Annotated in this window: 22 protein-coding genes; 14 read left to right on the forward strand and 8 right to left on the reverse strand. The window is 51.5% G+C overall.

Features of this window, described 5'->3' with window-relative positions; all coding sequences use genetic code 11:
- Positions 1–50: 50 nt before the first annotated feature.
- The 4 genes from BLS62_RS22780 to BLS62_RS22795 all read right to left on the reverse strand — a co-directional run bounded on the left by BLS62_RS22780 (position 51) and on the right by BLS62_RS22795 (position 5,447).
- Positions 51–1,247, reverse strand: coding sequence for an efflux RND transporter periplasmic adaptor subunit (locus BLS62_RS22780; RefSeq protein WP_093186560.1), 1,197 nt, complete (start codon positions 1,245–1,247; stop codon positions 51–53).
- Positions 1,248–1,249: 2 nt separating this feature from the next.
- The gene (locus tag BLS62_RS22785; protein ID WP_093186564.1) at positions 1,250–3,622 is read right to left on the reverse strand and encodes an ABC transporter permease; all 2,373 of its coding nucleotides are present in this window, start codon (positions 3,620–3,622) and stop codon (positions 1,250–1,252) included.
- On the reverse strand, positions 3,616–4,323 hold the full coding sequence (locus BLS62_RS22790) for an ABC transporter ATP-binding protein (protein WP_093186567.1): 708 nt from the start codon (positions 4,321–4,323) through the stop codon (positions 3,616–3,618). The genes BLS62_RS22785 and BLS62_RS22790 overlap by 7 nt, the downstream gene beginning before the upstream one ends.
- A gap of 107 nt (positions 4,324–4,430) precedes the next feature.
- On the reverse strand, positions 4,431–5,447 hold the full coding sequence (locus BLS62_RS22795; RefSeq protein ID WP_093186572.1) for a substrate-binding domain-containing protein: 1,017 nt from the start codon (positions 5,445–5,447) through the stop codon (positions 4,431–4,433).
- A gap of 465 nt (positions 5,448–5,912) precedes the next feature.
- Here BLS62_RS22795 and BLS62_RS22800 point away from each other — a divergent pair, with 465 nt between their 5' ends.
- The 10 genes from BLS62_RS22800 (at position 5,913) to BLS62_RS22845 (ending at position 17,620) form a co-directional block, all read left to right on the forward strand.
- On the forward strand, positions 5,913–7,187 hold the full coding sequence (locus tag BLS62_RS22800; RefSeq protein ID WP_093186576.1) for an ABC transporter substrate-binding protein: 1,275 nt from the start codon (positions 5,913–5,915) through the stop codon (positions 7,185–7,187).
- A 113-nt stretch (positions 7,188–7,300) separates the two neighbouring features.
- Positions 7,301–8,266: a carbohydrate ABC transporter permease gene (locus BLS62_RS22805; protein ID WP_093186579.1), complete on the forward strand. Its 966-nt coding sequence runs from the start codon at positions 7,301–7,303 to the stop codon at positions 8,264–8,266.
- The gene (locus BLS62_RS22810; RefSeq protein ID WP_093186582.1) at positions 8,263–9,090 is read left to right on the forward strand and encodes a carbohydrate ABC transporter permease; all 828 of its coding nucleotides are present in this window, start codon (positions 8,263–8,265) and stop codon (positions 9,088–9,090) included. The genes BLS62_RS22805 and BLS62_RS22810 overlap by 4 nt, the downstream gene beginning before the upstream one ends.
- 5 nt (positions 9,091–9,095) lie before the next feature.
- The gene (locus tag BLS62_RS22815; RefSeq protein WP_093186587.1) at positions 9,096–10,760 is read left to right on the forward strand and encodes an alpha-glucosidase family protein; all 1,665 of its coding nucleotides are present in this window, start codon (positions 9,096–9,098) and stop codon (positions 10,758–10,760) included.
- Between the two features lie 15 nt (positions 10,761–10,775).
- On the forward strand, positions 10,776–11,903 hold the full coding sequence (gene ugpC / locus BLS62_RS22820; protein ID WP_093186591.1) for an ABC transporter ATP-binding protein: 1,128 nt from the start codon (positions 10,776–10,778) through the stop codon (positions 11,901–11,903).
- A 396-nt stretch (positions 11,904–12,299) separates the two neighbouring features.
- A complete protein-coding gene (locus BLS62_RS22825) occupies positions 12,300–13,910 on the forward strand; it encodes an ABC transporter substrate-binding protein (protein WP_093186595.1) in 1,611 nt (536 codons plus the stop codon).
- 16 nt (positions 13,911–13,926) lie between these two features.
- On the forward strand, positions 13,927–14,994 hold the full coding sequence (locus BLS62_RS22830; RefSeq protein ID WP_093186599.1) for an ABC transporter permease: 1,068 nt from the start codon (positions 13,927–13,929) through the stop codon (positions 14,992–14,994).
- Positions 14,991–15,932, forward strand: coding sequence for an ABC transporter permease (locus BLS62_RS22835; RefSeq protein WP_093186603.1), 942 nt, complete (start codon positions 14,991–14,993; stop codon positions 15,930–15,932). Before BLS62_RS22830 ends, BLS62_RS22835 begins: the two co-directional genes overlap by 4 nt.
- A gap of 10 nt (positions 15,933–15,942) precedes the next feature.
- Complete coding sequence (locus BLS62_RS22840) at positions 15,943–16,803, forward strand: ABC transporter ATP-binding protein (protein WP_093186606.1); 861 nt, start codon at positions 15,943–15,945, stop codon at positions 16,801–16,803.
- Complete coding sequence (locus BLS62_RS22845) at positions 16,790–17,620, forward strand: ABC transporter ATP-binding protein (protein WP_093186611.1); 831 nt, start codon at positions 16,790–16,792, stop codon at positions 17,618–17,620. Before BLS62_RS22840 ends, BLS62_RS22845 begins: the two co-directional genes overlap by 14 nt.
- A gap of 77 nt (positions 17,621–17,697) precedes the next feature.
- Here the strand turns inward: BLS62_RS22845 and BLS62_RS22850 are convergent, their stop codons facing one another.
- The 4 genes from BLS62_RS22850 to BLS62_RS22865 form a co-directional block, all read right to left on the reverse strand.
- A complete protein-coding gene (locus BLS62_RS22850) occupies positions 17,698–18,393 on the reverse strand; it encodes an ABC transporter permease (protein ID WP_200798561.1) in 696 nt (231 codons plus the stop codon).
- Positions 18,390–19,109: an ABC transporter permease gene (locus BLS62_RS22855; RefSeq protein WP_093186616.1), complete on the reverse strand. Its 720-nt coding sequence runs from the start codon at positions 19,107–19,109 to the stop codon at positions 18,390–18,392. Before BLS62_RS22855 ends, BLS62_RS22850 begins: the two co-directional genes overlap by 4 nt.
- A gap of 87 nt (positions 19,110–19,196) precedes the next feature.
- Positions 19,197–20,000, reverse strand: coding sequence for a transporter substrate-binding domain-containing protein (locus BLS62_RS22860; protein ID WP_093186620.1), 804 nt, complete (start codon positions 19,998–20,000; stop codon positions 19,197–19,199).
- A 19-nt stretch (positions 20,001–20,019) separates the two neighbouring features.
- A complete protein-coding gene (locus tag BLS62_RS22865; RefSeq protein WP_093186625.1) occupies positions 20,020–20,814 on the reverse strand; it encodes an arginine deiminase family protein in 795 nt (264 codons plus the stop codon).
- Between the two features lie 436 nt (positions 20,815–21,250).
- Between BLS62_RS22865 and BLS62_RS22870 the strand changes: the two genes are divergently transcribed.
- The 4 genes from BLS62_RS22870 to BLS62_RS22885 all read left to right on the forward strand — a co-directional run bounded on the left by BLS62_RS22870 (position 21,251) and on the right by BLS62_RS22885 (position 24,787).
- Positions 21,251–21,964, forward strand: coding sequence for a Crp/Fnr family transcriptional regulator (locus BLS62_RS22870; RefSeq protein ID WP_093186629.1), 714 nt, complete (start codon positions 21,251–21,253; stop codon positions 21,962–21,964).
- Between the two features lie 170 nt (positions 21,965–22,134).
- Positions 22,135–22,587, forward strand: coding sequence for a c-type cytochrome (locus tag BLS62_RS22875; RefSeq protein ID WP_093186633.1), 453 nt, complete (start codon positions 22,135–22,137; stop codon positions 22,585–22,587).
- 11 nt (positions 22,588–22,598) lie between these two features.
- The gene (locus BLS62_RS22880) at positions 22,599–23,990 is read left to right on the forward strand and encodes a cbb3-type cytochrome c oxidase subunit I (RefSeq protein WP_093186637.1); all 1,392 of its coding nucleotides are present in this window, start codon (positions 22,599–22,601) and stop codon (positions 23,988–23,990) included.
- A complete protein-coding gene (locus BLS62_RS22885) occupies positions 23,990–24,787 on the forward strand; it encodes a CbbQ/NirQ/NorQ/GpvN family protein (RefSeq protein ID WP_093186641.1) in 798 nt (265 codons plus the stop codon). Before BLS62_RS22880 ends, BLS62_RS22885 begins: the two co-directional genes overlap by 1 nt.
- Positions 24,788–24,792: the final 5 nt, after the last annotated feature.

Below are 24,792 nucleotides of genomic sequence, written 5' to 3' on the forward strand. Positions count from 1 at the left end.
AAGAAACAAAGAGAATAACGAGAAGGGAGAGACTTTGCTCCCTCGCTCCATCACTCCGCCACCACTACTGTTCCATGTGCAACCGTATCTCCCGGAAACTGGATGACGGTATCGCCGTTTTTGAGACCTGCAATGACTTCTGCCATGTCTTGGTTGAAGGCGCCGATGGTGATTTTTTGGAGTTGAGCTGTGCCATCTACGATCTTGAAGGTGGCCCAGTCGTTGCCTTCTCTGAAGAGGGCTGTCATGGGAACGCGCAAAACGTTTTGACCGTGCCAGATCTCGATAGCGGCGCGTAGGTGGAAGCCGTGGCCAAGTTGTGTGGCTGGTGCATTCAGGTCCAAAATGGTGTTGACGCGTTGCTCCTCAATGCCCAGAGCGGAAACCTTGGTGAAGCCAGCAGGGTCAATGCGCCGGACGGTGGCTTGCAGTGTTTTGCCGCCCCAGTCTACCAGCGTTGCCTTTGCGCCTTGTTTGATCTTCACCGCTTCTGTTGAGAGCAGGTCTACCACCACTTCGATATCTGATGGGTCGCCCAGTTCTACCAGCAAATCGCCGGATCGAATGGTTTGCTCGCTTTCCACCGCAAGGGAGAGCACAACGCCATTTATGGGGGAGATCATGCGGACGGCAAGTTCTTCGGAGCGTTCAGGGTCCAGAGCTAGTTGCGGTTCGATAAGGCGCGCTTTTGCGCTTTGCAGATCGCTTTGGCGTTGGGTGATCTGCGCTTGTGCGCTTTGCACCTTGGCAGCCATAAGTGTTACGTCGATTTCCACTCGCTCCAACTGAGCATCAGAGATGGTTTTGGTGCGGTTGAGGCGCTGAGCCCGTTGAAATTCCGATCTTGCCAGTTTGTGTTCGGCTTTGGCTGAGGCGAGCTGTGCCTCTGCCAGCGTAATGGCAGCTTGTGCGGTACCCACATTTGCCAGTGCTTCTGCCTTGGTGCGGGCATTCATAAACGGCGTGGTGAGGGGGTTGATGGTGGCCACAACGGTTTTGCCGTGCATGACTTCATCGCCCACATCCAGCAAGGAGCGGTCGATCCGTCCGGCTATGGGGGCGGAGATCTTGTAGACCTCCTTCACACGGGTTTTGCCGTCTTCTTCTACCGAGACGATGAGGTCGCCTTTGGTGACTTTTGCCGTTTCAACGGAGACAGGCTTTTCCTGTAAGGCAAATACAAACAGCAGAACAACTGTGAGTGCAGCAGCAACGTAACCGCCCCGTTTGAGGTATTTGGCGTTCATTCCTATTCCCTCGTTTTTAAAACTTTAATGAGATCGAATTTGCCAACACGGCGGCGTATTATGAGAGCGCAGAGCAGTGACGCGCTGAGGATGACGAAACTTGCAATTGCGTATGTGCTTGGAAGAACCACAAGCGGAAGGCGGAAGAGGTCACTGGCAAAACCCTGTATCATGCCAGCGGCCATGCCGTACCCGATCAACCAGCCAAGAGGTTGAGCCAGCAGCACGATCATTGCCATTTCCACCAGAATAACATGGAAGACTTCCTGCTTGGAAAAGCCGATGACGCGCAGGCTTGCCAGCTCTCGCCCGCGCTCGGAGAGCTGAATGCGGGCGGCGTTGTAGATGACACCAAAGGCAACAATGACAGCAATGGAGATGTAAGCGACGAGCATGGAGACAAGGCTTTCATCCATGAGGGAGCGGAACTTATCACGCGACAGCGTTTGCATGGCGATGCCGCCAAGGCCCGGTGTTTCCTTCACGGCTGTATAGAGGTCATTCATCCTAGTTGCGTCAATGTTGATGGCGAGATCAGAGATGCGTGGTCCACCCGGCACAAGGGCATTGAGGGCATCTATGTGCATGGAGGCTGAAAGGCCCATGTAGCTGGTGATGATGCCTGCCACGCGGACTTGCTTCACCACGGAATTGTGCCGCGTCAGTTCCACATCCAGTATTTGCCCCGGTTGTACGCCGAGTTGATTTGCGAGGTGAGCCGGCAGCATCACGCCTGTTTTCGGCATCTGGATGGCGCGTTCCTGCGTGTCCAGAATGCGGGAGAGGGTGGCGTCTGTCGGGCGACCTGTTATGGCGACGCGCTTCTCGCGTGCTCCACTGCGCAAAATGACGGGTTCTTGCCGGAATGCCTCTGCCTTCAACACACCGGGGAGGCGCATAATCTCGCCCAATACGGAGGGGGATTTGTCTTCTGCCAATGTCAGGCGGGCATCTGCCGTTTCAGCCTTGTTGAAAGCCACATTGATCATGTGATCCATGGAATTGGTGAGGAATAGTGCGGAGACCAAGAGAGCCAGTGCGAAGGAGACGCCAAGGCTGGTGAGCAGGCTGCGCACCGGATTGTGCATGAGATGGCGCAAGCCCATGGTGCTGAGCTGGGAGAAGATGCGCAAACGTTTGGATTTGAGCGACAGGAAGCTGCGGAACCGCGGAGGTGCAGGTGGGCGCATGGCAACAGCTGGCGGCAAGCGGGCCGCTTTGAGGATGGATGTGAGCGCTCCGCCCAAGGCAGCGGCGAGCGAAATGACACCGGCGATGAGATAGAGATCCGGGCTTTTGTTGAACACCAGAAACGGGAAAGAGAAGTATTGCGCATACATCTGTGTCATGAGGTGGCCGAGGTAATTGCCAGCAACAGCGCCAATGCCCACGCCGAGGACTGCAATTATGGAGACCAATTTGGCGTAGTGTCCGGCGATAGACCACGAGGAATAACCGCAGGCTTTGAGAAGGCCGATTTGCTCTCGTTCCAGCGCGATGAGGCGCGACAAGATCATGTTGACCAGAAAGGCGGAGACGAGCAGGAATGTGGGTGGCAGGACCTTCGCCATGGAGGACAGCTGGGTGAGCTCTGCATTTAAAAACGCATGAGATTGCTGGTCTTTACGTTCATAAGCCCCAGTGCCACCGTAAGGTTTTAGCAGGCGGTCCAGCTCTTCCATCACACAGGGTGCGCAGGCGCCGCGTAACAGGCGCAGGGAGATGTCATTGCCTGCGTTCTTCATGTCAAACAGGCCTTCCATGGCTGTTTCGGCCATGAAGAAGATGGCAAAGCGCTTATCATCCGGCACCAGATCTCCCGGACCCAGCGCATAGATAAACTCCGGCGAGAGGACGATGCCGGTGATTTCCAAACTGAGCTTTTTGCCATTCAGTGAGGCGCTGAATTCGTCTCCGGGTTTTAACCCGTGCGCTTTGGCAAAGCGGGCATCGAGTGCAACTTCATTGGTGCGGGTGCCTTCTGGCAGGCGTCCTGATTTGAGGTAGAGCCGGTTAACAGCTGGTGTTCTGCCAGCAGGCAGGGAGAGAGCCATTCCAGCGGCTGGTTCTGCCATTTGTGGGATATCTAAAATGGCAGAGCGAACGACGCGCATTTCAACGGCTGCAACACCATCAATGGCGGCAATGCGTTGTTTCAGATGCGTTGGGGCGCGGACAGTTTGCGCGAAGACGTGCCCGAAGCGGTATTGATCGTAATAGGCTTCCTGTGTCTGACTTAGCGAGCGGTAAGCACCTTCTGCCAGAATAAGCGTCATCACTCCGCAAGCCATAACCAGTGCAATGGCGAGTACTTGCGCCCACAGGCGTTTGAGATCGCGCAGGACTTTCCGGTCGAGGACTGGGATATTTACCATGCAACCTCGGAGGGTTGCTTGGGTGTTTCGTTCTCATGCGAGCTGGCGATGGCGCCATCTTTGAAGATGCGGACCCGGTTTGCCATCTGCTGGATGGAGGTGTTGTGGGTGATGATTGCTGTGGTGGTGCCAAGCTCTTTGTTGATGCGTTGCAGGGCTTCTAGAACCAGCGTACCGGTTTTGGTGTCGAGCGCTCCTGTTGGCTCATCGCAGAGTAGCACTTCGGGCCGTTTGGCAATGGCGCGGGCTATGGCAACGCGCTGCTGTTCACCGCCGGACATTTCCGCTGGAAAGTGCGAGCTGCGATTACCGAGGCCAACAAGTTCAAGTGCTTCTTGTGGGTCCATGGGATTCTTGGCAATCTCAGTGGTGAGGGCCACGTTTTCCCATGCGTTGAGGCTGGGAATGAGATTGTAAAACTGGAAGACGAAGCCGACATAATCGCGCCGGAAGCGGGTGAGCTTACTCTCGCTGAAGTCCGTCAGGTTCTGACCCATAAACGAGACCGTGCCGGACGTGGCGTTGTCCAGCCCACCGAGGATGTTCAGGAAGGTAGATTTGCCGGAACCGGAGGGACCGAGCAGCACGACCATCTCGCCCTCATATAGCGTCATAGAAATGCCTCTGAGGGCATGAACTTCTAGTTTGTTGGTTGTGTAGGTTTTGGTAACATCATCGGCGACGAAAACTGGCGTTAGCATTGGAACCCCAACCTGAAAGAGCAGCTGCGTCAGAGTATAGTCTCAAACCGGTGGTGTATGCCAATGATCCTGCTCAAGGAACCTAGTAAATTCCCTAGGCTCCTCTGTTATTTAATGGGTGCCCCGACGGACTTGCGGAAGATGAGCTCTGATGGCCAGAGACATTGCAGCTCATTCAATTCAGCGCCCTTGAGGGATTTGATTGCCATGACAGCAATTTCGCGGCCAGCATCGCGCAGTGGAGAGCGGGTAACGGTGAGGGGGGGATCCATATCTGTTGCTTGCGCCATTGGGACGGCATCATCATGGGCGATGATGGAAATATCTGTGCCGATGTTCAGCCCCAGTTCCCGACATGCTTTGTAAGTGCCTCTGGCCATAACGACACTGGCACAGAGGAGCGCGGTTGGGCGGTCTTTAAGCTGCAACAGATCCATCGCAAACTGGTAGCCATTCTCCTCAGACATGGCACCGGCGTGAACGTAATCCGGGTTTGGCGTAATGCCGCGCTCGTTCAAGGCGTCTTGCCAACCCTGCAAGCGGTCAATCGCATAAACACGATTAGGCTGGCCATTCAGGATAGCAATGCGTTGATGTCCGAGTTCCATCAACATCTTGGTTGGTTCATGGAACACTGCATAGTTGTCGATATCAATATAAGAATAGGTGTTGCAGGTGGCTGTGCGTCCGTGAACGATGAACGGCATATTGAGGTCTTGCAGTAACTTGATACGCTCTTCGCTCAGATCAACGTTCGAGAGGATGACCAGATCCACTGTGCCTTTTTCTGCAAAGCGACGATAGACATCCACTTCCTCACTTTGTGAGGAGGAGATCATGATATCATAATCCAGCTCTGATGCTTTTTCAGAAAGGCCGGTCAGGAATTCGATGAAATGTGGATCGAGGAACATGTTCATGTCTGTCGGGAATGCAATGCCGATGACGCTTGATCTGCCCGTTGCCAGACGGCGCGCGTTGACATTTGGACGATAGCCATGCGTCCTTGCTGCCTCCGCAACACGATTGCGGGTGGCTAAGGATACGTCTGAGTATCCATTCAATGCCCTGCTTACAGTGGTTTGTGAGAGGGCGAGGTGTTTGGCTAGACTCTTAAGGTTCATGTTTCTAATCTCTGCATAGCGATAAATCGGGCCGAGACTTATTCCTCCCGCATTCTTGGAGTGCAACTTAACTCAAAAGGTATGAGGAAATCCAGTGAGACAACCTTATTATCCAAAGCGCTTTGGTTAAAATGTAGTCATCGGTGGAAAACTGATATTTTTCAGATATGCAGTAAAATACCACAACACTCATACTCCAACTTGCCGGAACTCCGCCGATTTTGTGTATGGTGCAGTGCGAATGTGGCCTGCATCGGGTCTTAGTCTGAAATCGTTCTACGGATTTTTACTATTGACTTAGACCCGTGACTAAACTCTGCTGGTTCAAAGCGCTTTGGGAATCTTTGGAGAGATTGCCGGTGTTTGGGGAGCCCTTCTTTTTGAAGGGGTGAATAATGGCAGTTTGTGATGGCAGGGAGTTCGTTATTTAACTGCTATGGACGAATTAAGGGAGAACGTCCCATTATGGGTATCCGTCGTAATTTATTAGGCTCTGCAGTCGCCGTTGCTGGTGTGGTTGGACTTGCAGGATATGCAATGGCCGCTGAAGTCACTGTGGTTTGTGGTAGCGTTGGCCAGGGCGCAAAGCTTTGCTCGAGTGCAGCAGAAGACTGGGCAAAAGAAACTGGCAATACTGTTAAATTCTTTGCCGCTCCTGCTTCTTCAACCGAGCAGCTGGCGCTCTATCAGCAGATCCTAAGCTCTGGTTCCTCTGATATTGACGTTTTCCAGATTGATGTGATCTGGCCAGGTATTCTTGGTAGTCACCTTGCTGACCTTGGGCCGTACACCAACGGTGCAGAAGCTGAGCATTTCCAACCAATTATTGCCAACAACACCTACAAGGGCAAGCTGGTTGCTATGCCTTGGTACACTGATGCTGGTTTGCTGTTCTACCGTAAAGATCTGCTTGCAAAATATGGCGAGAAAGCACCTGAAACATGGGGTGATTTGACTGCGAGCGCCAAAAAAATTCAGGCAGCTGAACGCGAAGCTGGCAACAAAAAGATGTGGGGCTTTGTTTATCAGGCGAAAGCTTACGAAGGCTTGACCTGTGATGCACTTGAGTGGATCGATAGCTTTGGCGGTGGTGCAGTTGTGAACCCAGAGGGTGACATCACTGTAAATAATGAGAAAGCAGTTCAAGCGCTGTCTCTTGCTGCAAGCTGGACCGGCTCGATTGCGCCTCCAGGCGTTCTTTCCTACACTGAAGAAGATGCACGCGGCGTGTTCCAGTCCGGAAATGCTGTGTTTATGCGCAACTGGCCATATGCATGGTCTCTCGGTCAGGCTGAAGATTCCCCGATCAAAGGCAATATTGGCGTGATGGCGCTGCCTAAAGGCGGAGAAGCTGGAAAGCAGACCGGTACTCTTGGTGGTTGGCAGCTTGCTGTTTCCAAATACTCCAAAAACATTGAGGCTTCTGCAAGCCTTGTAATGGCTTTGACCAGCAAGAAATCACAGAAACGCCGCGCGATCGAGGGTTCTTACAACCCAACAATTGCTGAGCTTTACACCGATGCAGATGTTCTTGCTGCAAGCCCGTTCATGGGCCAGCTGAAAGACACATTTACCAATGCAGTTGCTCGCCCATCCCGCGCAACTGGTGCAAACTACAACAAGGTTTCCAACGCATTTTACAATGCAGTGCATGACGTGATTTCCGGCAAAACCGAAGCGGGTGCATCTCTTGCGAAACTTGAAAAGAACCTGAAGCGCATCAAGCGTAAAGGTTGGTAAGTCGCCTCCCTTGACTTGCGATATGTGTTGCGGCCTCAGGGCCGCAACACTGCACCAGGCTCGGGGATGAATTTCTCGGCTTTCCCAGAAATAAAAAAACCAAGGATCAGCCTATGACCCTTGCTCTGCAGCAGGATGGTTCTGCCCCTCGACAGGCAAAGCGATCTAATCTGAGTGCATCCAGATTACGTGCCGCGTGGCTCTTTCTCGCTCCAATGATGATAGCTTTGGCCGCCGTTGCAGGCTGGCCGCTTATTCGCACCATCTGGTTGGGCTTTACAGACGCAAATCTTGTCGACCTCAGTCAGGCCCAATTTATCGGCTTTGACAACTACCTCTCCTATTATGATGGCGAAGCGTACGGCGTGCTTGCTGATGCGGAGTGGTGGAATGCGGTTTGGAATACGCTTTGGTTCTCTGTCATTTCAGTTGGTCTTGAGACCTGCATCGGCCTGGTCGTTGCTTTGATTTTGAATGCTGAATTCAAAGGCCGTGGTTTTGTCCGTGCAGCTGTTCTTATTCCCTGGGCGATCCCGACCATTGTTTCCGCCAAGATGTGGGGCTGGATGCTTCACGACCAGTTTGGTGTGATCAACGAAATTCTTCTGAACCTTGGGCTTATCTCAGACCCAATCGCCTGGACGGCAGGTCCTGCCACAGCCATGTGGGCTGTGATCATGGTGGACGTCTGGAAGACAACTCCGTTCATGGCTTTGCTTACTCTTGCTGCGCTTCAAATGTTACCCGGTGACATCTATGAGGCTGCCAAGGTTGACGGAATCCATCCGCTTCGTGTGTTCTACAAGGTGACGTTACCGCTGATCCGGCCAGCTATTTTGGTGGCTGTGGTGTTCCGCAGCCTGGATGCACTGCGCGTGTTCGATCTGATTTATGTTTTGACGTCTAATTCAACCAGCACAATCTCCATGTCCGTCTATGCAAGACAACAGTTGGTTGATTTCCAAGAGGTTGGGTATGGCTCTGCCGCTGCGACACTGCTGTTCCTTGTAATTGCGGTGCTGACCACGATCACTGTGATGGCCGGTGGGCTCAAGCGTTCTGAGGGAGACCAGTCATGAACCGACAAGTCAAATCCGTTCTGTTTTACGCACTGGTTGTTGCTGTTGTAATTTTCTCGGTATTTCCGTTTTATTACGCGATCATTACGTCTGTCCGCTCGGGGCAGGAATTGTTCAACCCCTCTGTGTTTCCGACGATGTTTAGCACAAGCAACTACGTCTCTATTTTTGAACAGCAGCCGTTTGGCCTCAACATCCTGAACTCTTTTATTGTCGCGACGTCTGTTGTGGTTTTGTCGTTGGTCATTGCGGTCACAGCCTCTTATGCGCTGGCTCGCATTCACTTCCGTGGCCGTGGCTTGCTGTTGATGACGATTCTGTCTGTCTCAATGTTCCCGCAGGTTGCGATCCTCTCTGGCATGTACGAGTTGATCCGCTCCATGGGTCTTTACAATTCGCTGCCGGGTCTGATTATTCCCAACACTGTACTGACGCTGCCGTTCACGGTCTGGGTGTTGACCACCTTTATGAAAGAGTTGCCGAAAGAACTAGAAGAAGCAGCTGTTGTTGATGGCGCTTCTCCGCTGACCATCGTGCGCCGGATCTTCCTGCCGTTGATGTGGCCAGCGATGGTGACGACGGGTCTGCTCGCCTTCATCGGTGCATGGAACGAGTTCCTGTTCGCTCTTACCTTCACACTTTCTAACGAAGTTCGCACTGTGCCTGTGGCCATCGCATTGATGACCGGTTCAACCGAATTTGAGCTGCCATGGGGCAATATCATGGCTGCTTCCGTGCTTGTGACCTTACCTATCGTGGTCCTTGTGCTTGTATTTCAACGAAAAATCGTCGCGGGTCTGACTGCCGGCGCGGTTAAAGGATAACTGGAATGAACCTCTCAACCCCAATTAATGAAAACACAAGCCATCAGGTTCTGGCAAATGATCCGGATTGGTGGCGGGGCGCTGTCATCTATCAAATCTACCCGCGCTCGTTCGCGGACAGCACTGGCGATGGCGTTGGTGATCTTCCCGGTATTACAAGTAAGCTGGATTACATCTCTGATCTTGGCGCGGATGCGATCTGGATCTCACCTTTCATGAAGTCTCCTATGGATGACTTTGGTTATGACATCTCTGATTATAAAGATGTTGATCCGATGTTCGGCTCGCTGGATGACTTTGGAACGCTGATTGCCAAGTCACATGGTCTTGGTATCCGCGTTCTGATTGATCTCGTGATTTCCCACACCTCTGATCAGCATGAATGGTTTAAGGAAAGCCGTAGTAACAAGACCAACAGCAAGGCTGACTGGTTTGTTTGGGCTGATCCAAAAGCAGACGGCTCTCCGCCAAACAACTGGCTCTCCATCTTTGGTGGGTCAGCCTGGCAGTGGGATAGCCGTCGTTGCCAATACTACTTGCATAACTTCCTGCGGTCGCAGCCGGATTTGAACTTCCATAATGAAGACGTGCAACTGGCCGTGCTGGATGCAGCTCGCTTCTGGTTGGAGCTGGGCGTTGATGGGTTCCGTCTTGATACAGCGAACTTCTACTTCCATGATCAGAAGCTGCGCGATAACCCACCTTATCCTGATCCTGATAGTCTTGCCGATGTTGTTGGTGTGAACCCATACGCATTTCAGGATCATAAATTCGATAAGACACAGCCTGAGAACCTTCAGTTCCTTGAGCGTTTGCGCGCGGTGATGAATGAATTCCCGAACACCACAACTGTTGGTGAAATCGGGGCAGGGCATGAAGCCAGCGAGATCATCGCACAGTACACTTGCGGCGATAACCGTTTGCATATGGCCTACAGCTTTGATCTGCTTTCCAACACACCAACGGCCTCTTATGTGCGCGAGCGTGTGACTGCCTTACAAGATACGGTGAAGGATGGCTGGCCAAGCTGGGCGATGTCTAACCACGACGTCAAACGCATGGGCTCTCGTCTTCCTGATGATGTTGATCCACAGGTTGCGACCCCGGCTCTGCTGGCTTTGAGTGCATCTTTGCGCGGCAGCCCTTGCATCTATCAGGGTGAAGAGCTGGGCTTCAAAGAAGCTGACGTTGCTTTGGAAGACCTGCAAGATCCGTATGGCATTGAATTCTGGCCAGAATTTAAAGGTCGGGATGGTTGTCGTACGCCAATCGCGTGGACTAAGGACGGTGGGTTCTCCTCCGGCAAACCTTGGTTGCCAATGGCTGAAGATCATCTGGAACACAGCGTTGATCAACAGATAGACGACCCTAAGTCTCCACTGCGCCGGACTGCACAGTTCCTGAAGTGGCGTAAAGGACAGCGGGTTCTGCAAAAAGGTTCTTTGGTTTTTGTCGATCTGGGCCAAGAGGTTCTGGCATTTGAACGCGAGCTGGACGGCGAGATTGTTCTGTGTGTGCTGAACCTGACCAATGACGATATGAAGGTTGCTTTAGGCAAGTATGGCTCAGCCACACTGCTTGAAGGGCACGGATTTAATGCAGAACTGGACGGCGAGACACTCAACCTGCCTACTTGGCAAGCTGCGTTCTTGAAATTTTCCAAGACCTAAACTGAGGGCAATACCATGGCAGAAGTTACGTTAAAGGGTGTCCTTAAGGACTTTGGATCTACTCGCGTGATCCACGGCGTTGACCTTCAGATCAAAGACCGTGAGCTGATCGTTTTCGTTGGGCCGTCAGGCTGTGGCAAATCTACGTTGCTGCGTTTGATTGCTGGGCTGGAGGATATCTCTGGTGGCGATATGTTCATTGACGGGGAGTGCGTAAACCAACGCTCTCCGAAGGAACGTAAGATCGCCATGGTATTCCAGAGCTATGCGCTTTATCCGCATATGAGTGTTTATGAGAACATGGCTTTCGGGCTGGAGCTTTCCAAGCACTCAAAAGAGAGCATCAAAGAGAAGGTCATGGAGGCGGCTCGTATTTTAGAGCTCACTCCATTGCTGGAGCGTAAGCCAAAGCAGCTTTCTGGTGGCCAGCGGCAGCGGGTTGCTATTGGCCGGGCTATTGTTCGTAATCCGCAGGTGTTCCTGTTTGACGAGCCGTTGTCTAACCTTGATGCATCGCTACGTGTGCAGATGCGTATCGAGATTGCCAAGCTGCATCAGGACATGGACGTGACCATGGTTTACGTGACCCATGATCAGGTGGAAGCGATGACGCTTGCAGACCGGATTGTGGTGCTCAATGCAGGGCGTATCGAGCAAGTTGGCTCTCCGTTGGAGTTGTACCATCGTCCGCGTAATAAATTCGTGGCGGGCTTTATCGGCTCGCCAAAGATGAATTTTATTGAGGCAAAGGTGGTTGGCGTTGCCGAGGATGGCATCGAGGTTTCAGTCGTTGGATCGGTTGCAGTTAAGGTGCCAGTAGACCCTGCCGGCCTCTCAGTTGGTGACAGTGTTGAGTACGGTATTCGTCCTGAACATATGACCGCAGGGCCTGAGGGAGAACTTGCTGGGAAAGTTGAAGTTATCGAGGAGCTGGGTGAAAGCCATTTCCTGCATGTGCGCCTTGTTAACGGGCCTTTGGTCACTGTTCAGGGGCGAGGCGATGCTAAGGCAAAGTGCGGAGAAAGCTGCATGGTGAGGTTGGATCGTAGTCATTCTCACGTATTTGGCGGTGACGGATTCGCAGTTTCGAAAATAGGGACGCTAGGGCAGGTCGAAATGACCACAGTTCTTGAGGGTGCGTAAGAAATATATTTTTTCACAAACTCAGTAGATATCGGACTTTCATTCCAGCGGCGTACTTTGTGTGCGGCGCTGGTTTTTTTTGTGCCTTAGGGTGAGGACTTAAAACGATTAAATAATTGATATATTACGTAATATTACACCTGTATCATACCAATTGCTTACTCCGTAAGGGCATCCATTCTTAGTGGCGGAAACCGCAAGGTTAACCTGCAAAGAACAGGCAAAGATTGGGGCGGGGAGCGTCATTCTTAGAATTTGCTCAAGCAATGGCCCTTGTTCGATTATTTAAAAAGTGAAACAATTTAATCAGTGCTTGCACTTAGGTGCGATCACAACGATTTCGCCTTCGCCGATTTAATGATGTGAAGGTCTTTTATAAATAGGGGAGCATTTTAAATGCAATTTAAGCGTAGCCTTCTTTCGCTTGCACTTGCAGCAAGCGTTGCAATGCCAATTTCAGGCGCTATCACTGAAGCAGGTGCTGCTACACCTCCTGGTATGCTCATCATTGCTGGCCGTATTGATGACCTCATTTCCCTCGATCCGCAGGAAATGTTCGAGTTCTCCGGCTCCGATATGGCGAACAACATGTATGATCGCCTGGTTCAGTTGAACCCGGCTGATCTGTCCAAAGGATACGAGCCGGGTCTTGCGACCAGCTGGGAAATTTCCGAGGACGGCAAAACCTTCACCTTTAAAATGCGTGATGGCATCAAGTTCCATTCCGGCAACGCTGTCACCGCAAAAGATGCTGAATACAGCCTGCGTCGTGCTGTTGGTATGAAGAAGACACCTTCTTTCATCCTGACTCAGTTTGGCTTTACTCCTGAGAACATGAGTGAAACCATCAAAGCGGTTGATGCCACCACTTTCCAGATCACCACAGACAAGAAGTACGCTCCTTCTTTCGTGTTGAACTGTTTTACAGCAGCTATCGCGTCTATTGTTGACAGCGAGTTGGTTAAGTCCAACGAAGTTGACGGTGACTGGGGTAATGGGTGGTTGAAGACCAACTCTGCTGGTTCAGGCGCATTCAAGTTGCAGAACTGGAAGCCAAATGAGTCTTACTCTCTGACAGCTGTCCCAGGGTACTGGCGTGGTGACGTTGCGATTCAGCGCGTTATTGTGCGTCACGTTCAGGAATCTTCTTCCCAGCGTCTGTTGCTGGAAAAAGGCGACGTTGATATTGCGCGTCACCTGTCACCAGAAGATGTTGCAGCGGCTTCCACCAATGAAGACCTCAAGGTTGAAGACACCCTGCGTGGCCGTTTGATGTACATCTCCTTCAATCAGAAGGATAAGGCGCTGTCCCATCCAAAGGTTGCGGAAGCTCTGAAGTACCTTGTTGATTACAAAGGTATGACCGGTTCCTTCTTGAAGGGCCAGTACGCCATTCAGCAGGCGTTCTTGCCGCAGACCTATATGGGTGAACTGAAGGACACGCCTTTCTCCCTGAATATTGCCAAGGCGAAAGAACTTCTCGACGAAGCTGGTTATGCTGATGGCTTTGATGTTGAGTTCATCGTTCGTAATGCAACTGAGCGTGTAGAAATTGCTCAGAGCTTGCAGAACACCTTTGGCCAGGCTGGTATTCGCGCAACCATTTCTCAGGGCACTGGTAAACAGGTTCTTGGTCGTTACCGCGCCCGTGATTTCCAGATCTACCTTGGTGCATGGGGCCCGGATTACCCGGATCCACACACAAATGCTGATACCTTCGCAAACAACCCGGATAACTCCGATGAAGGTAAGCATGTTGGTAAACTGGCATGGCGTAACGCTTACCCAGCTACAGAACTGACCAAGCTGACTGATATGGCTGTACAGGAAAGCGACCGTGACAAGCGTGCTGCCATGTACGTTGAAGCACAGAAGACCTTCCAGAAAGAAGCTCCATTCTCAGTGATGTTCCAGCAAATTGAACAAAACTCCATGCGTGCAAATGTGACTGGGTTCAACCCCGGTGGCGCTGTTACCGCTGCATTCTACTGGCCTGTAAAAAAATAAGATTGGCTAAATAAAAATGAGCATCGCTGACTCTACAGCGACTGTAGCGCGGCGAGGATTTTCCTTGCCGCTCTACAAGATTTTCAAAGGTTTAATCGCTGGCCTTTTCTCCATCCTCATCACTATGGTGGGTCTTCTCTTCGTTACCTTCATCATTGCCCGCGTCATGCCCGTCGACCCCGTTTTAGCGGTTGTCGGAGAACGTGCGTCCCAGGAAATTTACGAGGCGGCTTACAAAGCCATGGGCCTCGATCGACCGCTTTATATGCAGTTCTGGTTTTTCCTGAAGCAAGTTGCTATGGGCGATTTCGGGATGTCGACGCTGACAGCGCGGCCCGTTGTTGATGATATTATCCGCGTGTTCCCGGCTACATTGGAACTTGCGACACTGGCGACGATTGCAGGCGTTGGTATCGGCGTGCCGATGGGTGTTTTGGCTGCCGTAAACGAAGGCCGCTGGCCTGACCAACTGATCCGCCTTGTTGGTCTGTTTGGTTACTCCATGCCGATCTTCTGGTTTGGTCTGATGGGCCTGCTGATTTTTTACGGAATTCTTGGATGGGTTGGCGGTCCGGGCCGTATGGAGATCTATTATGAGGACATCATTCCCGTTGTTACTGGAATGGTCTTGATTGATAGCCTGCTTGCAGGTGATATGACGATCTTTTGGAATGCGGTGAACCACATCATCCTGCCAGCAAGTATCCTCGGGTATTACTCAATCGCCTATATTTCCCGTATGACCCGCTCCTTTATGCTGGAGCAATTCTCTCAGGAATACATCACCACAGCGCGCGTTAAGGGGGCTTCCGAGGCTTCTGTTATCTGGCGTCATGCACTGCCAAATGTGATGATTCCGTTGATTACGGTTATTGCTCTTTCCTATGCAAACTTGCTGGAAGGGTCTGTGCTGACTGAGATTATCTTCTCATGGCCGGGTCTGGGCAACTACATCACTAATGCTCTGCTTTCAGCTGATATGAATGCGGTTATGGGTGGTACAGTTGTGGTTGGTGCTATCTTTGTTGGCCTCAATCTCTTCTCTGACTTTATGTACAAAGTGGTGGATCCGAGGGCACGATGACAACAGCACCTGTAAAATCTGACGTGCCTGACAAGGTTGGCCTGAAGGCATGGCTTTCATCTGACGCACCTACATCTCGCGGGCATGCACGCGCTGTGCAATTGTACATGGGGTGGATGAAACTCTATGACAATAAACTGGCGTTTCTCGGCTTCCTGATCATTCTTGGTTTGGTGTTGACGGCGATATTTGCACCCTTGTTGGCAACCACGGAGCCAAATGCGCAGGATCTTGCCAAGCGCTTGATGGCGCCGGGGTTTTCTGGCCACCTGCTTGGAACGGATGAGCTTGGCCGCGATATCTGGAGCCGTCTCGTCTATGGGTCCCGCATCACCTTGTTGATCGTTGGCATTGTGGCGTTTACCGCGCCTGTGTTCGGTCTGCTGATTGGGACTGTTGCCGGGTATCTTGGTGGATGGGTTGATCAAGTGCTGATGCGTGTGGTTGATATCTTCCTCGCGTTTCCTCGTCTTGTTCTGGCGCTGGCATTCGTTGCTGCGATTGGGGCTGGTATCGAGAGCGCGATTATCGCGATTAGCCTGACTGCCTGGCCTCCTTATGCACGTATTGCACGTGCGGAAACTCTGACCATTCGGAATGCGGATTACATCAGTGCTGTGCGTTTGCAGGGTGCCGGTGTCATGCACATCATCATTGGACATGTGTGGCCGTTGTGTCTGTCCTCCATCATCGTGCGTGTTACGCTTGATATGGCCGGGATCATTCTGACAGCTGCTGGTCTTGGTTTCCTCGGTCTTGGTGCTCAACCACCTGAGCCGGAGTGGGGCGCAATGATCTCTGCTGGTCGTAAGTTCATTCTGGATCATTGGTGGGTTGCTGCCATGCCGGGTATGGCGATCTTTATCGTGTCTTTGGGCTTCAACCTGTTGGGTGATGGCTTGCGCGATATTCTTGATCCTAAAAAGAGCCAGAGCTGAGGAGGCAACCATGAGTGATACGCTGTTAAGCGTTGAGGACCTTTGGGTTCGCTTTCCCACACGCAGTGGTACTGTTGAGGCGGTTCGTGGCATCTCGTTTTCTGTTGGTCGGGAACGCGTTGGTATCGTGGGCGAGAGTGGCTCCGGTAAGTCTATGACTGGCCGCGCCATTTTACGCCTGATCCGCGCGCCGGGACAGATGGAAGCGAAGTCCATCACCTTCAACGGTGACAATCTGCTTGATTACTCCGAGCGGCAAATGCGCAAGATCCGGGGTCACCAAATTTCCATGGTGATGCAGGATCCTAAATTCTCGCTGAACCCGGTTCATACGGTTGGTAAGCAGATTTGTGAAGCGTTACGCCTGCACACCAAAGCTTCTCGCCGCGAGGCCCGTCTGGGTGCTTTGGAAATGCTGGAAGCGGTGCAGATCCGTAACCCTGAGCGCGTGTTTGCCTCGTATCCGCATGAGCTTTCAGGTGGGATGGGACAGCGCGTGATGATCGCGATGATGCTCATTACCGATCCGAAGCTGTTGATTGCTGATGAGCCGACATCTGCTTTGGATGTGACTGTTCAGATGCGTGTGCTTGCCATCATGGATAAGCTGGTTCAGGAACGTGGGATGGGGCTGATCTTTATCAGTCACGATCTCAATCTTGTGTCGTCTTTCTGTGACCGCATCATCATTATGTATGCGGGCCGTATTGTTGAGACCTGTAAGGCGAGTGAACTGCACAATGCTACTCACCCTTATACGCGTGGTTTGCTGAATGCATTGCCGCGTATTGAGGAGCCGAAGGAACGTCTTGAAGCGTTGCAGCGTCAGGACAGTTGGAAGCAGGAGGCAAGTGTCGATGCCCGCGTCTGATAGTGCTGTTATGGAACAAAAGCCATGGGTTGCTGATGCAACCGCTGATGCTCGTCTGGAAATCAAAGATCTCAACGTTTACTTCGGTGAGGGACCTGATCGCTTTCAGGCCGTGAAGAACGTGAGCCTGAAGGTTCTGCAAGGCGGAAGCTTCGGGATCGTTGGTGAATCCGGCTCTGGTAAGTCTACCGTTCTGCGCGCTGTGTGTGGTTTGGTTGAAAGCTGGGATGGTGAGATCGACATTGATGGAGCGCCTGTTTCGCATAAGCGTGACAAGGTCTTCGCCCGTAAGATCCAGATGGTGTTTCAGGATCCCTATGCGTCCTTGCATCCCCGCCATACGGTTGACCGTGTACTCTCCGAGCCGTTGAAGTTGCATGGGTTTGATGACGTCGATGGACGTGTGCTGCGGGTTCTGGATGATGTTGGGCTTGGGGCAGATTTCCGTTTCCGGTATCCGCACCAGCTTTCCGGTGGTCAGCGCCAGCGTGTGGCGGTTGCCCGTGCATTGATGTTGGAGCCTGAAATTCTGCTGCTGGACGAGCCAACATCTGCTTTGGATGTGTCCGTTCAAGCCGAGATCCTCAACCTGTTCGCAGATCTGCGTAAAGAGCATAACCTCACTTATGTGATGGTGACGCATGATCTGGCTGTGGTTGCGCATATGTGTGATGAAATCGCGGTGATGAGCCACGGTGAAGTTGTTGAGGTGATGGATGTTGAGACAATGCGCCAAGCCAAACCAAAAACAGCCTACACACAGGAACTGCTGAAAGCCTCTATGGGGTATGACGCAGAGTTCTTTGGCGATACCTAGTCTGTAGAAGACTGATCCAATTAAAAAAGCCCCGCCTGACTGGTGGGGCTTTTTGTTTGTGGGGGTGGCAGTTTGGTTTAGTGCGATATAATCGCGTACCGCTTCTCGACCTTTTTCATGGAAAAGCTGATTGCGACGACAACGACGAAGTAGATGAGGCCCGTGAGCAGCAGTGGTTCATAGATGGAGAAAGTTTTCCGTTGGATGATGCGCGCGGTGCCCATCAGCTCCATAACAGTGATGGTGGATGCCAGACTGGTGGTTTTCAGCAGGATGATGGTGTCTGAGGCGACGATAGGCAAACTGCGGCGGAATGCGATGGGCAGCGTGACCAGACGCAGAACCTGCCACTTGCTGAGGCCTGCCGCTGCTGCTGCTTCTGTGAGGCCTCTTGGGACGTCTTTGATCGCGCCTTTGAACACTTCTGACAGATAAGCACCTTGATTGAGGCTAAGCGCGAAAATGGCATACCACAGGCCATCCCGCAGATACGTCCAGAGGAAACTGTGGCGGACCCATGTATCTGGCAGGAACTCACCCAGCCCATAGTAGATCAGATAGATCTGAACCAGTGCAGGGGTGCCGCGGAACATGAAGGAATAGGATTCAGCCGGAGCTGAGATCCATTTGCGTGGAGACAGCCGTGCCACCGCTGTTGCGCCGCCAATGATGAGGCCAATGATACCTGCAACAGTGGTGAGGAAGATGGTGAGCGGGGCAGCTGCCAGCAGCTTTAAAAACATAGGCCAGTAAACGTCGAAAAACACACTCATTTACCGTAGCCCTTTGAGAGATCGCTTTCCACTCTGCGAATAATCAGCACTGAAACCAATGTGATAAGCAGGAAGAGCGCAGCCGTGAAGCCGTAGAAGAAACTGTATTGCTTGGTGTTAGCGGCAGCGCGGTAGCCAACGTAGAGCAGCTCGTGAAAGCTTCCTAAAACGCTGATGAGTGCGGTTTCTTTGGTGATTGAGAGCCAAAGGTTTGCCATGCCGGGAATGGCGCGTTTCACCATTTGCGGAAATATTACGAGCCGCAGAGTTTGCAGTGAGCCAAGGCCCAGTGCATTTGCTGCTTCTGTTTGCCCTTTGGGGATGCCATTGAAGGCAGCCCGAAAGACCTCCGTCATGAATGCGCCAGAGACGAAGCCAAGGGCTGCGACGGCTGCAATGAACGGGCTGATCTGGAAGCCTTTGGAAGCAATTCCAGCTGAAATCAAGAGGTTGGACACAGAGGTTGCAACTGCGTAGTAGAGCAGCAAGATTAATAGCAACTCAGGTATAGCGCGGACTATTGTTGTGTAAATTTCAGCGATTGCGCGGGCGGTACTGGACTTTGAAAGCTTTGCAACAGCAGCCACAAGCCCGATTGCCACGGAGACGCAATAGGACGCCAAGGATACTTTGATGGTGAGCAAGAAACCGGATGCGAATTCATCGCCCCACCCTGCGTCACCAAACGACAGTAATGTCCAGATTGATTGATCCATGAGACCCTTAGTGGTGCTGAAATGTGTTGGGGAAGAGCAAATGAGGCTCACGCTGGGCGAGCCTCATCATTTTGGTATTTCAATAGGTTACTTGCGAACTGGGAACCACTTAACAGTGATTGCTTCCAGCTTGCCGGATGCTTGGAGAGCAGCAAGACCTGCGTTGAGTTTGCCCATCAGCTCAGCGTTGCCTTTGTTGACTGCCATGCCGATGCCATTCCCCAAAACCGAGTTGGAAGGTACAACAGCTTTAACAGCGTAATCTGCGCCATTTGCTGTCTCAAGGAACGGACCAACGTAGGCTTCTGGCAGCAGAGCATAGTCTAGGCGGCCGGAGGTTAGGTCCGCGACAACGTTGTCTGCTGTGTCGTAGTATTTTGTGGTCATCTCGGTCAGGTATGTGTCCGCATATACGGACTGCACACTTGCCGCCTGCGTGCCAAGCAACATGCCAGACAGGTTTGCATCGTCGATGACTTTACCTGCTGCGTTGTTTGGATCAGCTTTGACTGCAACGTCTGTGCTGTCGGATTTCATGCCGACGACAACGGAGGCTTCAAAGACGTAAGGCGTTGAGAAGTCGACGACCTTCTGACGCTCTTCATTGATGGAGAATGCACCAACGATGAGGTCGAGCTTATCTTCTTTCAGGGATGGGATCAGGCCGTCCCATGCAACTGCATTGAAGCTGCATTCGATCTTTGCTTCATCGCAGAGTGCGCGAAGAAGGTCTGGCTCAAACCCCTGCCATTCGCCTGCTGAAGTCAGCGTGCTGAATGGAAGGTATGGTTCTGGTGCAATACCAACACGCACTGCATCAGCAGCGTTTGCAACGGATAATGTGGTGAGTGCGGCGACGCCAAGCGTGCCCAAAAGAGCTTTAAGTTTCATAGTTTCCCCTCTCTATGATCTATTTTTTAAAATAACGAAGCGACATGCAGGACAGGCCCGCATCAATTTTTGCAATCTGTGAGGTTGCCAGTGGCACAACGGAATAACCAGCCTCCTGCAGCATCTTGATAGTCTGTGGGAAATCTGAGCCGACAAACACCACATCATTCACGCGCAGAGCGTTTGCAGCGCCTTCTTCTCCATCAGGCGTATGCAGCACGTTCAGGCCTTCAAACACGCCGGAAACGGACAGGCGCTTGGTGGAGAGCATGGTGTTGTCATCCAGCAACGAACAGTCAGACTTGAAGTGCAGGACGTTTGCAGGTGTTTCAACAATCACGCCTTTGCGACCGATCTGGGCAAGGCATTTGATCAGTGCTTCTGCACCTTCACGCGTGGTACGAGCGGAAAGGCCGATCATGACAGCTTCTGGCGTGTTGAGGATATCGCCGCCATCTACGTAACCAGCGTCGATTTCCAGAACCGTATCGAACAGCTTGCGAATGTCTTTCGCAATGGCAACGGTCTCACCTTCACGCGTTGCAGTGCCCGGACGCAGCAAGATAGCGCCTTCTGTGAAAACGAGTGCGGGATCTTCAACAAAAATGGAGTCTGGGAACTCTTCCATAGCAGGAAGGACGTGCAGATTTACGCCTGCTGCTTCCATTGCAGTGATGTAAGCGTCATGCTCGGCCAGCACACCCTCGTAAGTTGGATTTCCGCGGTCGTCATCGCGCAAGCCATTTACAACAGATTTGGATGGGCGACGCAGGATCGCATTATTGAAATTATATACCTTAACGTCAGTATTCATTAGCTGCATGATCCTAGATATGCGTAAAACTCCGCAATAGAATTCCATAATTATTTCAAACAAGTCAATTGTAATGTTGCAGAGTTTTTACTGCTTCAATGTTGAGCTGGTTACATGAATTAAAATAAGTGACTTTGGGGCCAAATGGGGAGGTGTTCCTTCGTCTATAGACCTGTCCTACCGTTATGTTGGCTGCTGATTGTGTGAACAGAGATGAAATCGTCTGGAGGCTGGTTCTCGAGTAATCGCGGGCAAGCGAAGCGAATGAGGACATGCAAAGTGCAGTGCAGATTCACAACGGAAATAAATTCAACTGCACCAATGAGTTCACTGTGAAATTTTTAAAGTTTTCTGCTATAACCAACCGATTGTTTCCCGGTAAACAAATCAGTGTTTATCGGGAGCGCTGACCATTGTGTTTTACTTCTGATTTACGGTGCTTTCTTTGAGAAGTCTTGACGAAAATCTTATTTCGCATATTCCTCCGTTCCGAAAACTGGAACGTGTTGAAATTAGAGAGATTTTAGATGCTGCGACGCCTAAGCGTTTTAGCGCTGGACAGGCTATTTTTGAAGAGCATGAACCGGCGGAACTTTTCTTTCTCTTGCTAGACGGGCATGTGCGGGTCATTCGAACAACCGCTTCGGGAGATCAGGTGATTGCACGTCATATCGTCAGCGGTGAGCTGATGGGTATCGCGACTGCGATTGGGCGAACGCATTATCCGGCGACTGCAGTGGCAATTGACGACTGTCTTGTGCTGTATTGGCCACGGAATCTGTGGCAAACTTTTGTTGAAAAATACGACGGTTTCGCGACCGAGACCTACAAAACAGTTGGGCAGCGGATTTCTGAAGCTAACAACCGCATTCTTGAGCTTGCGACACAACAGGTGGAGCAGCGCGTTGCGCGTGCATTGCTGAGATTAGCGCATCAAAGCGGACGTCAAACGGGTGAGGGGATCGAGATCGATTTTCCCCTGACACGCCAGAATATCTCCGAGATGACTGGAACCACGCTTTACACGGTGAGCCGCTTGCTCAGTGCCTGGGAAAAGCAGGGTATTGTAACCAGTGGGCGCAAAAAAGTTAGCGTGATTGAAATGGGTAAGTTGAAAGCACTTGCCGAATTTGATCCTGAAACTGAATAGTTTCAGGATATTGTGATAAATGTCACTCAGCGCACAATTGTAACTATTTGAAATTAAACAATATTATTTTTTCAATGCGTGTATTACCGAATAAGTTGTTCTACCGCAAACTTTGCTGGTGGCCATAAAATTATTATTGACGGGACCGTAACCTCGATAGGATTCCGTAGATGTCAGAATTCCTTACAAAATCGCGGGCACGAAATATCTTTTATGGGGGATCGTTGTTCTTCATAGGCATATTTGTGGTGCTCACAATAGATAGCCACCTTTACATCGTGAATGAATCGACGGCAAAGGCTCCGCTTACTGACGAAGTAATACTTGGGAAGCACGTTTGGGAAAAGAACGCTTGCATTAACTGTCATACCTTGCACGGGGAAGGCGCTTACTTTGCTCCTGAACTTGGTAACGTGATGACACGTTGGGGCGTTCTGGATGACCCAATTGATGCAACTGAGACCCTTGGTTCCTGGATGGAATCACAACCAAGCCGCATCCAAGGTCGCCGCCAGATGCCTTACTTCAAACTAACTGAAGAAGAGACACGCGGCCTGGCTGAGTTCTTGCGTTGGGCTGACAAGACCAATACGCAAGACTGGCCGCCGAACGACGCTGGTTAAGGGGTGGTACTATGAAATACAGTTCTCAAAAAGTCGCGTATGCCTATTTCATCGCTGCGCTAGGCTTATTCGCAATTCAGGTGCTGGGCGGCTTGCTCGCAGGCTGGATTTACGTTGCGCCTAATTTCCTTTCGGAAATTTTGCCGTTCAACATTATCCGTATGATTCATACAAACGCATTGATCGTCTGGCTTCTGCTCGGCTTCTTTGGTGCTGCTTACTTCCTCATTCCTGAGGAAAGTGAACGTGAGATTCATTCTGTCAAACTGGCTTATCTTCAGCTGATCATTCTGGTTGTCGGAACGCTAGGTGCTGTTGGCAGTTACTTGATGGGCATCCACGAAGGCCGCGAATTCCTTGAGCAGCCGCTCTGGGTTAAAGTTGGCATTCTCGTTGCTGCGCTGATCTTCCTGTACAACATTTCAATGACTGTGTTGAAAGGTCGTAAGACTGCAATCACCAACATCTTGTTGATCGGCCTGTGGGCACTTTCCCTGCTGTGGCTGTTTGCATTCTACAACCCAGACAACCTGAGCCTTGATAAGATGTACTGGTGGTACGTTATTCACCTTTGGGTGGAAGGTACTTGGGAATTGGTGATGGCAGCTATCCTTGGCTTCCTGATGCTGAAACTCACCGGTGTTGACCGTGAGGTCATCGAGAAGTGGCTTTACATCATCGTTGCAACAGCATTGTTCTCCGGTATTTTGGGTACAGGCCACCATTATTATTGGATAGGCACGCCGGGCTACTGGCAGTGGATTGGATCAGTCTTCTCCGCTCTGGAAGTTATTCCATTCTTCCTGATGATGACATTCTCCTTCGTCATGGTCTGGAAAGGGCGTAAAAACCATCCAAACAAAGCAGCGTTGCTGTGGTCTCTCGGTTCTGCGACTGTTGCCTTCTTCGGCGCTGGCGTATGGGGCTTCCTGCATACTTTGCACGGTGTGAACTTCTACTCACACGGTACACAGATCACTGCTGCGCATGGACACCTTGCCTTCTTCGGTGCTTATGTGGCTCTGAACCTTGCGATGTTCACTTACGCGATGCCAATGCTTAAGGCTCGTAGCCCTTACAACCAGGTTCTCAACATGGCCAGCTTCTGGCTGATGACCGGTGGTATGGCGTTCATGACCGTCGTGCTGACATTTGCTGGAACGATCCAAACACATTTGCAGCGTGTTCTTGGTGAAAACTTCATGGACGTTCAGGATCAGCTGACTATCTTCTACATCATGCGGTTTGCTGCTGGCGCCGCTGTTGTCATCGGAGCTCTGCTGTTCATCTACTCCTTGCTTGTTCCACGTAAGGAACTGTTCACAGCAACATCAGAAACCACCACTAAGCCAGTATCTGGCAGTACACCTGAAGCTCAAGCAGTTCTGGAAGGTGGTCGTTAATGACTGTACAGAACCACGTTTTTGACGTGCCCTATTATCAGCCTATCGCCGATGAATGTGCATTGTTTGAAACGGCTTTTAACAAAGGTCTGCCCCTTCTTTTGAAGGGGCCGACGGGCTGTGGCAAAACCCGCTTTGTGGAACACATGGCCGCAAAGTTGGGACGCCCCCTTTACACAGTGGCGTGCCATGATGATCTTTCTGCAGCTGACCTGATTGGTCGTTACCTGCTTAAGGGCGGTGTGACTGAATGGGTTGATGGCCCGCTTACTCGCGCTGTTCGTGAGGGTGCGATTTGTTATCTTGATGAAGTGATTGAAGCACGGAAAGATGTTGCGGTTGTTTTGCACCCGCTGACTGATAACCGTCGCCGTCTCATCATTGAGCGTACTGGTGAAGAGCTGAAGGCTCCTCCAAACTTCATGCTCGTGGCCAGTTACAACCCCGGCTATCAGAATGTTCTGAAGCAGATGAAGCCGTCTACACGTCAGCGTTTCCTTTCAACCACCTTTGATTTCCCTGATGCGGAAACTGAAGTGAAGGTGATTGTCACTGAGAGTGGGTTGGACGTTGATCGTTCAAAGTCTCTGGTGCGTCTTGCTGGACATATCCGCGGACTTTCCGGTCTTGATCTGGAAGAGGGTGTTTCCACTCGCTTGCTGATCTACGCAGCCTCCTTGATTGCTGGTGGAATGCCAGTTGAAAAAGCACTGCAATATTCTGTTGTTGAGCCGTTGAGTGATGAGCCCGACGTTCAGATTGCTCTGCGTGATCTGATTGCTGTTGTTTACGGGTGAGTCTG

Source organism: Pseudovibrio sp. Tun.PSC04-5.I4 (genome assembly GCF_900104145.1).
Classification (GTDB): Bacteria; Pseudomonadota; Alphaproteobacteria; order Rhizobiales; family Stappiaceae; genus Pseudovibrio.

What these genes read in the sequence shown, in the direction of transcription:
- BLS62_RS22865 (WP_093186625.1), bottom strand. Translation starts at nt 20,814, where the DNA reads ATGAATACTGACGTTAAGGTATATAATTTCAATAATGCGATCCTGCGT.
- BLS62_RS22830 (WP_093186599.1), top strand. Translation starts at nt 13,927, where the DNA reads ATGAGCATCGCTGACTCTACAGCGACTGTAGCGCGGCGAGGATTTTCC.
- BLS62_RS22815 (WP_093186587.1), top strand. Translation starts at nt 9,096, where the DNA reads ATGAACCTCTCAACCCCAATTAATGAAAACACAAGCCATCAGGTTCTG.
- BLS62_RS22780 (WP_093186560.1), bottom strand. Translation starts at nt 1,247, where the DNA reads ATGAACGCCAAATACCTCAAACGGGGCGGTTACGTTGCTGCTGCACTC.
- BLS62_RS22805 (WP_093186579.1), top strand. Translation starts at nt 7,301, where the DNA reads ATGACCCTTGCTCTGCAGCAGGATGGTTCTGCCCCTCGACAGGCAAAG.
- BLS62_RS22885 (WP_093186641.1), top strand. Translation starts at nt 23,990, where the DNA reads ATGACTGTACAGAACCACGTTTTTGACGTGCCCTATTATCAGCCTATC.
- BLS62_RS22835 (WP_093186603.1), top strand. Translation starts at nt 14,991, where the DNA reads ATGACAACAGCACCTGTAAAATCTGACGTGCCTGACAAGGTTGGCCTG.
- BLS62_RS22800 (WP_093186576.1), top strand. Translation starts at nt 5,913, where the DNA reads ATGGGTATCCGTCGTAATTTATTAGGCTCTGCAGTCGCCGTTGCTGGT.
- BLS62_RS22795 (WP_093186572.1), bottom strand. Translation starts at nt 5,447, where the DNA reads ATGAACCTTAAGAGTCTAGCCAAACACCTCGCCCTCTCACAAACCACT.
- BLS62_RS22860 (WP_093186620.1), bottom strand. Translation starts at nt 20,000, where the DNA reads ATGAAACTTAAAGCTCTTTTGGGCACGCTTGGCGTCGCCGCACTCACC.
- BLS62_RS22810 (WP_093186582.1), top strand. Translation starts at nt 8,263, where the DNA reads ATGAACCGACAAGTCAAATCCGTTCTGTTTTACGCACTGGTTGTTGCT.
- BLS62_RS22790 (WP_093186567.1), bottom strand. Translation starts at nt 4,323, where the DNA reads ATGCTAACGCCAGTTTTCGTCGCCGATGATGTTACCAAAACCTACACA.
- BLS62_RS22855 (WP_093186616.1), bottom strand. Translation starts at nt 19,109, where the DNA reads ATGGATCAATCAATCTGGACATTACTGTCGTTTGGTGACGCAGGGTGG.
- BLS62_RS22845 (WP_093186611.1), top strand. Translation starts at nt 16,790, where the DNA reads ATGCCCGCGTCTGATAGTGCTGTTATGGAACAAAAGCCATGGGTTGCT.
- BLS62_RS22875 (WP_093186633.1), top strand. Translation starts at nt 22,135, where the DNA reads ATGTCAGAATTCCTTACAAAATCGCGGGCACGAAATATCTTTTATGGG.
- ugpC (WP_093186591.1), top strand. Translation starts at nt 10,776, where the DNA reads ATGGCAGAAGTTACGTTAAAGGGTGTCCTTAAGGACTTTGGATCTACT.
- BLS62_RS22850 (WP_200798561.1), bottom strand. Translation starts at nt 18,393, where the DNA reads ATGAGTGTGTTTTTCGACGTTTACTGGCCTATGTTTTTAAAGCTGCTG.
- BLS62_RS22785 (WP_093186564.1), bottom strand. Translation starts at nt 3,622, where the DNA reads ATGGTAAATATCCCAGTCCTCGACCGGAAAGTCCTGCGCGATCTCAAA.
- BLS62_RS22825 (WP_093186595.1), top strand. Translation starts at nt 12,300, where the DNA reads ATGCAATTTAAGCGTAGCCTTCTTTCGCTTGCACTTGCAGCAAGCGTT.
- BLS62_RS22880 (WP_093186637.1), top strand. Translation starts at nt 22,599, where the DNA reads ATGAAATACAGTTCTCAAAAAGTCGCGTATGCCTATTTCATCGCTGCG.
- BLS62_RS22840 (WP_093186606.1), top strand. Translation starts at nt 15,943, where the DNA reads ATGAGTGATACGCTGTTAAGCGTTGAGGACCTTTGGGTTCGCTTTCCC.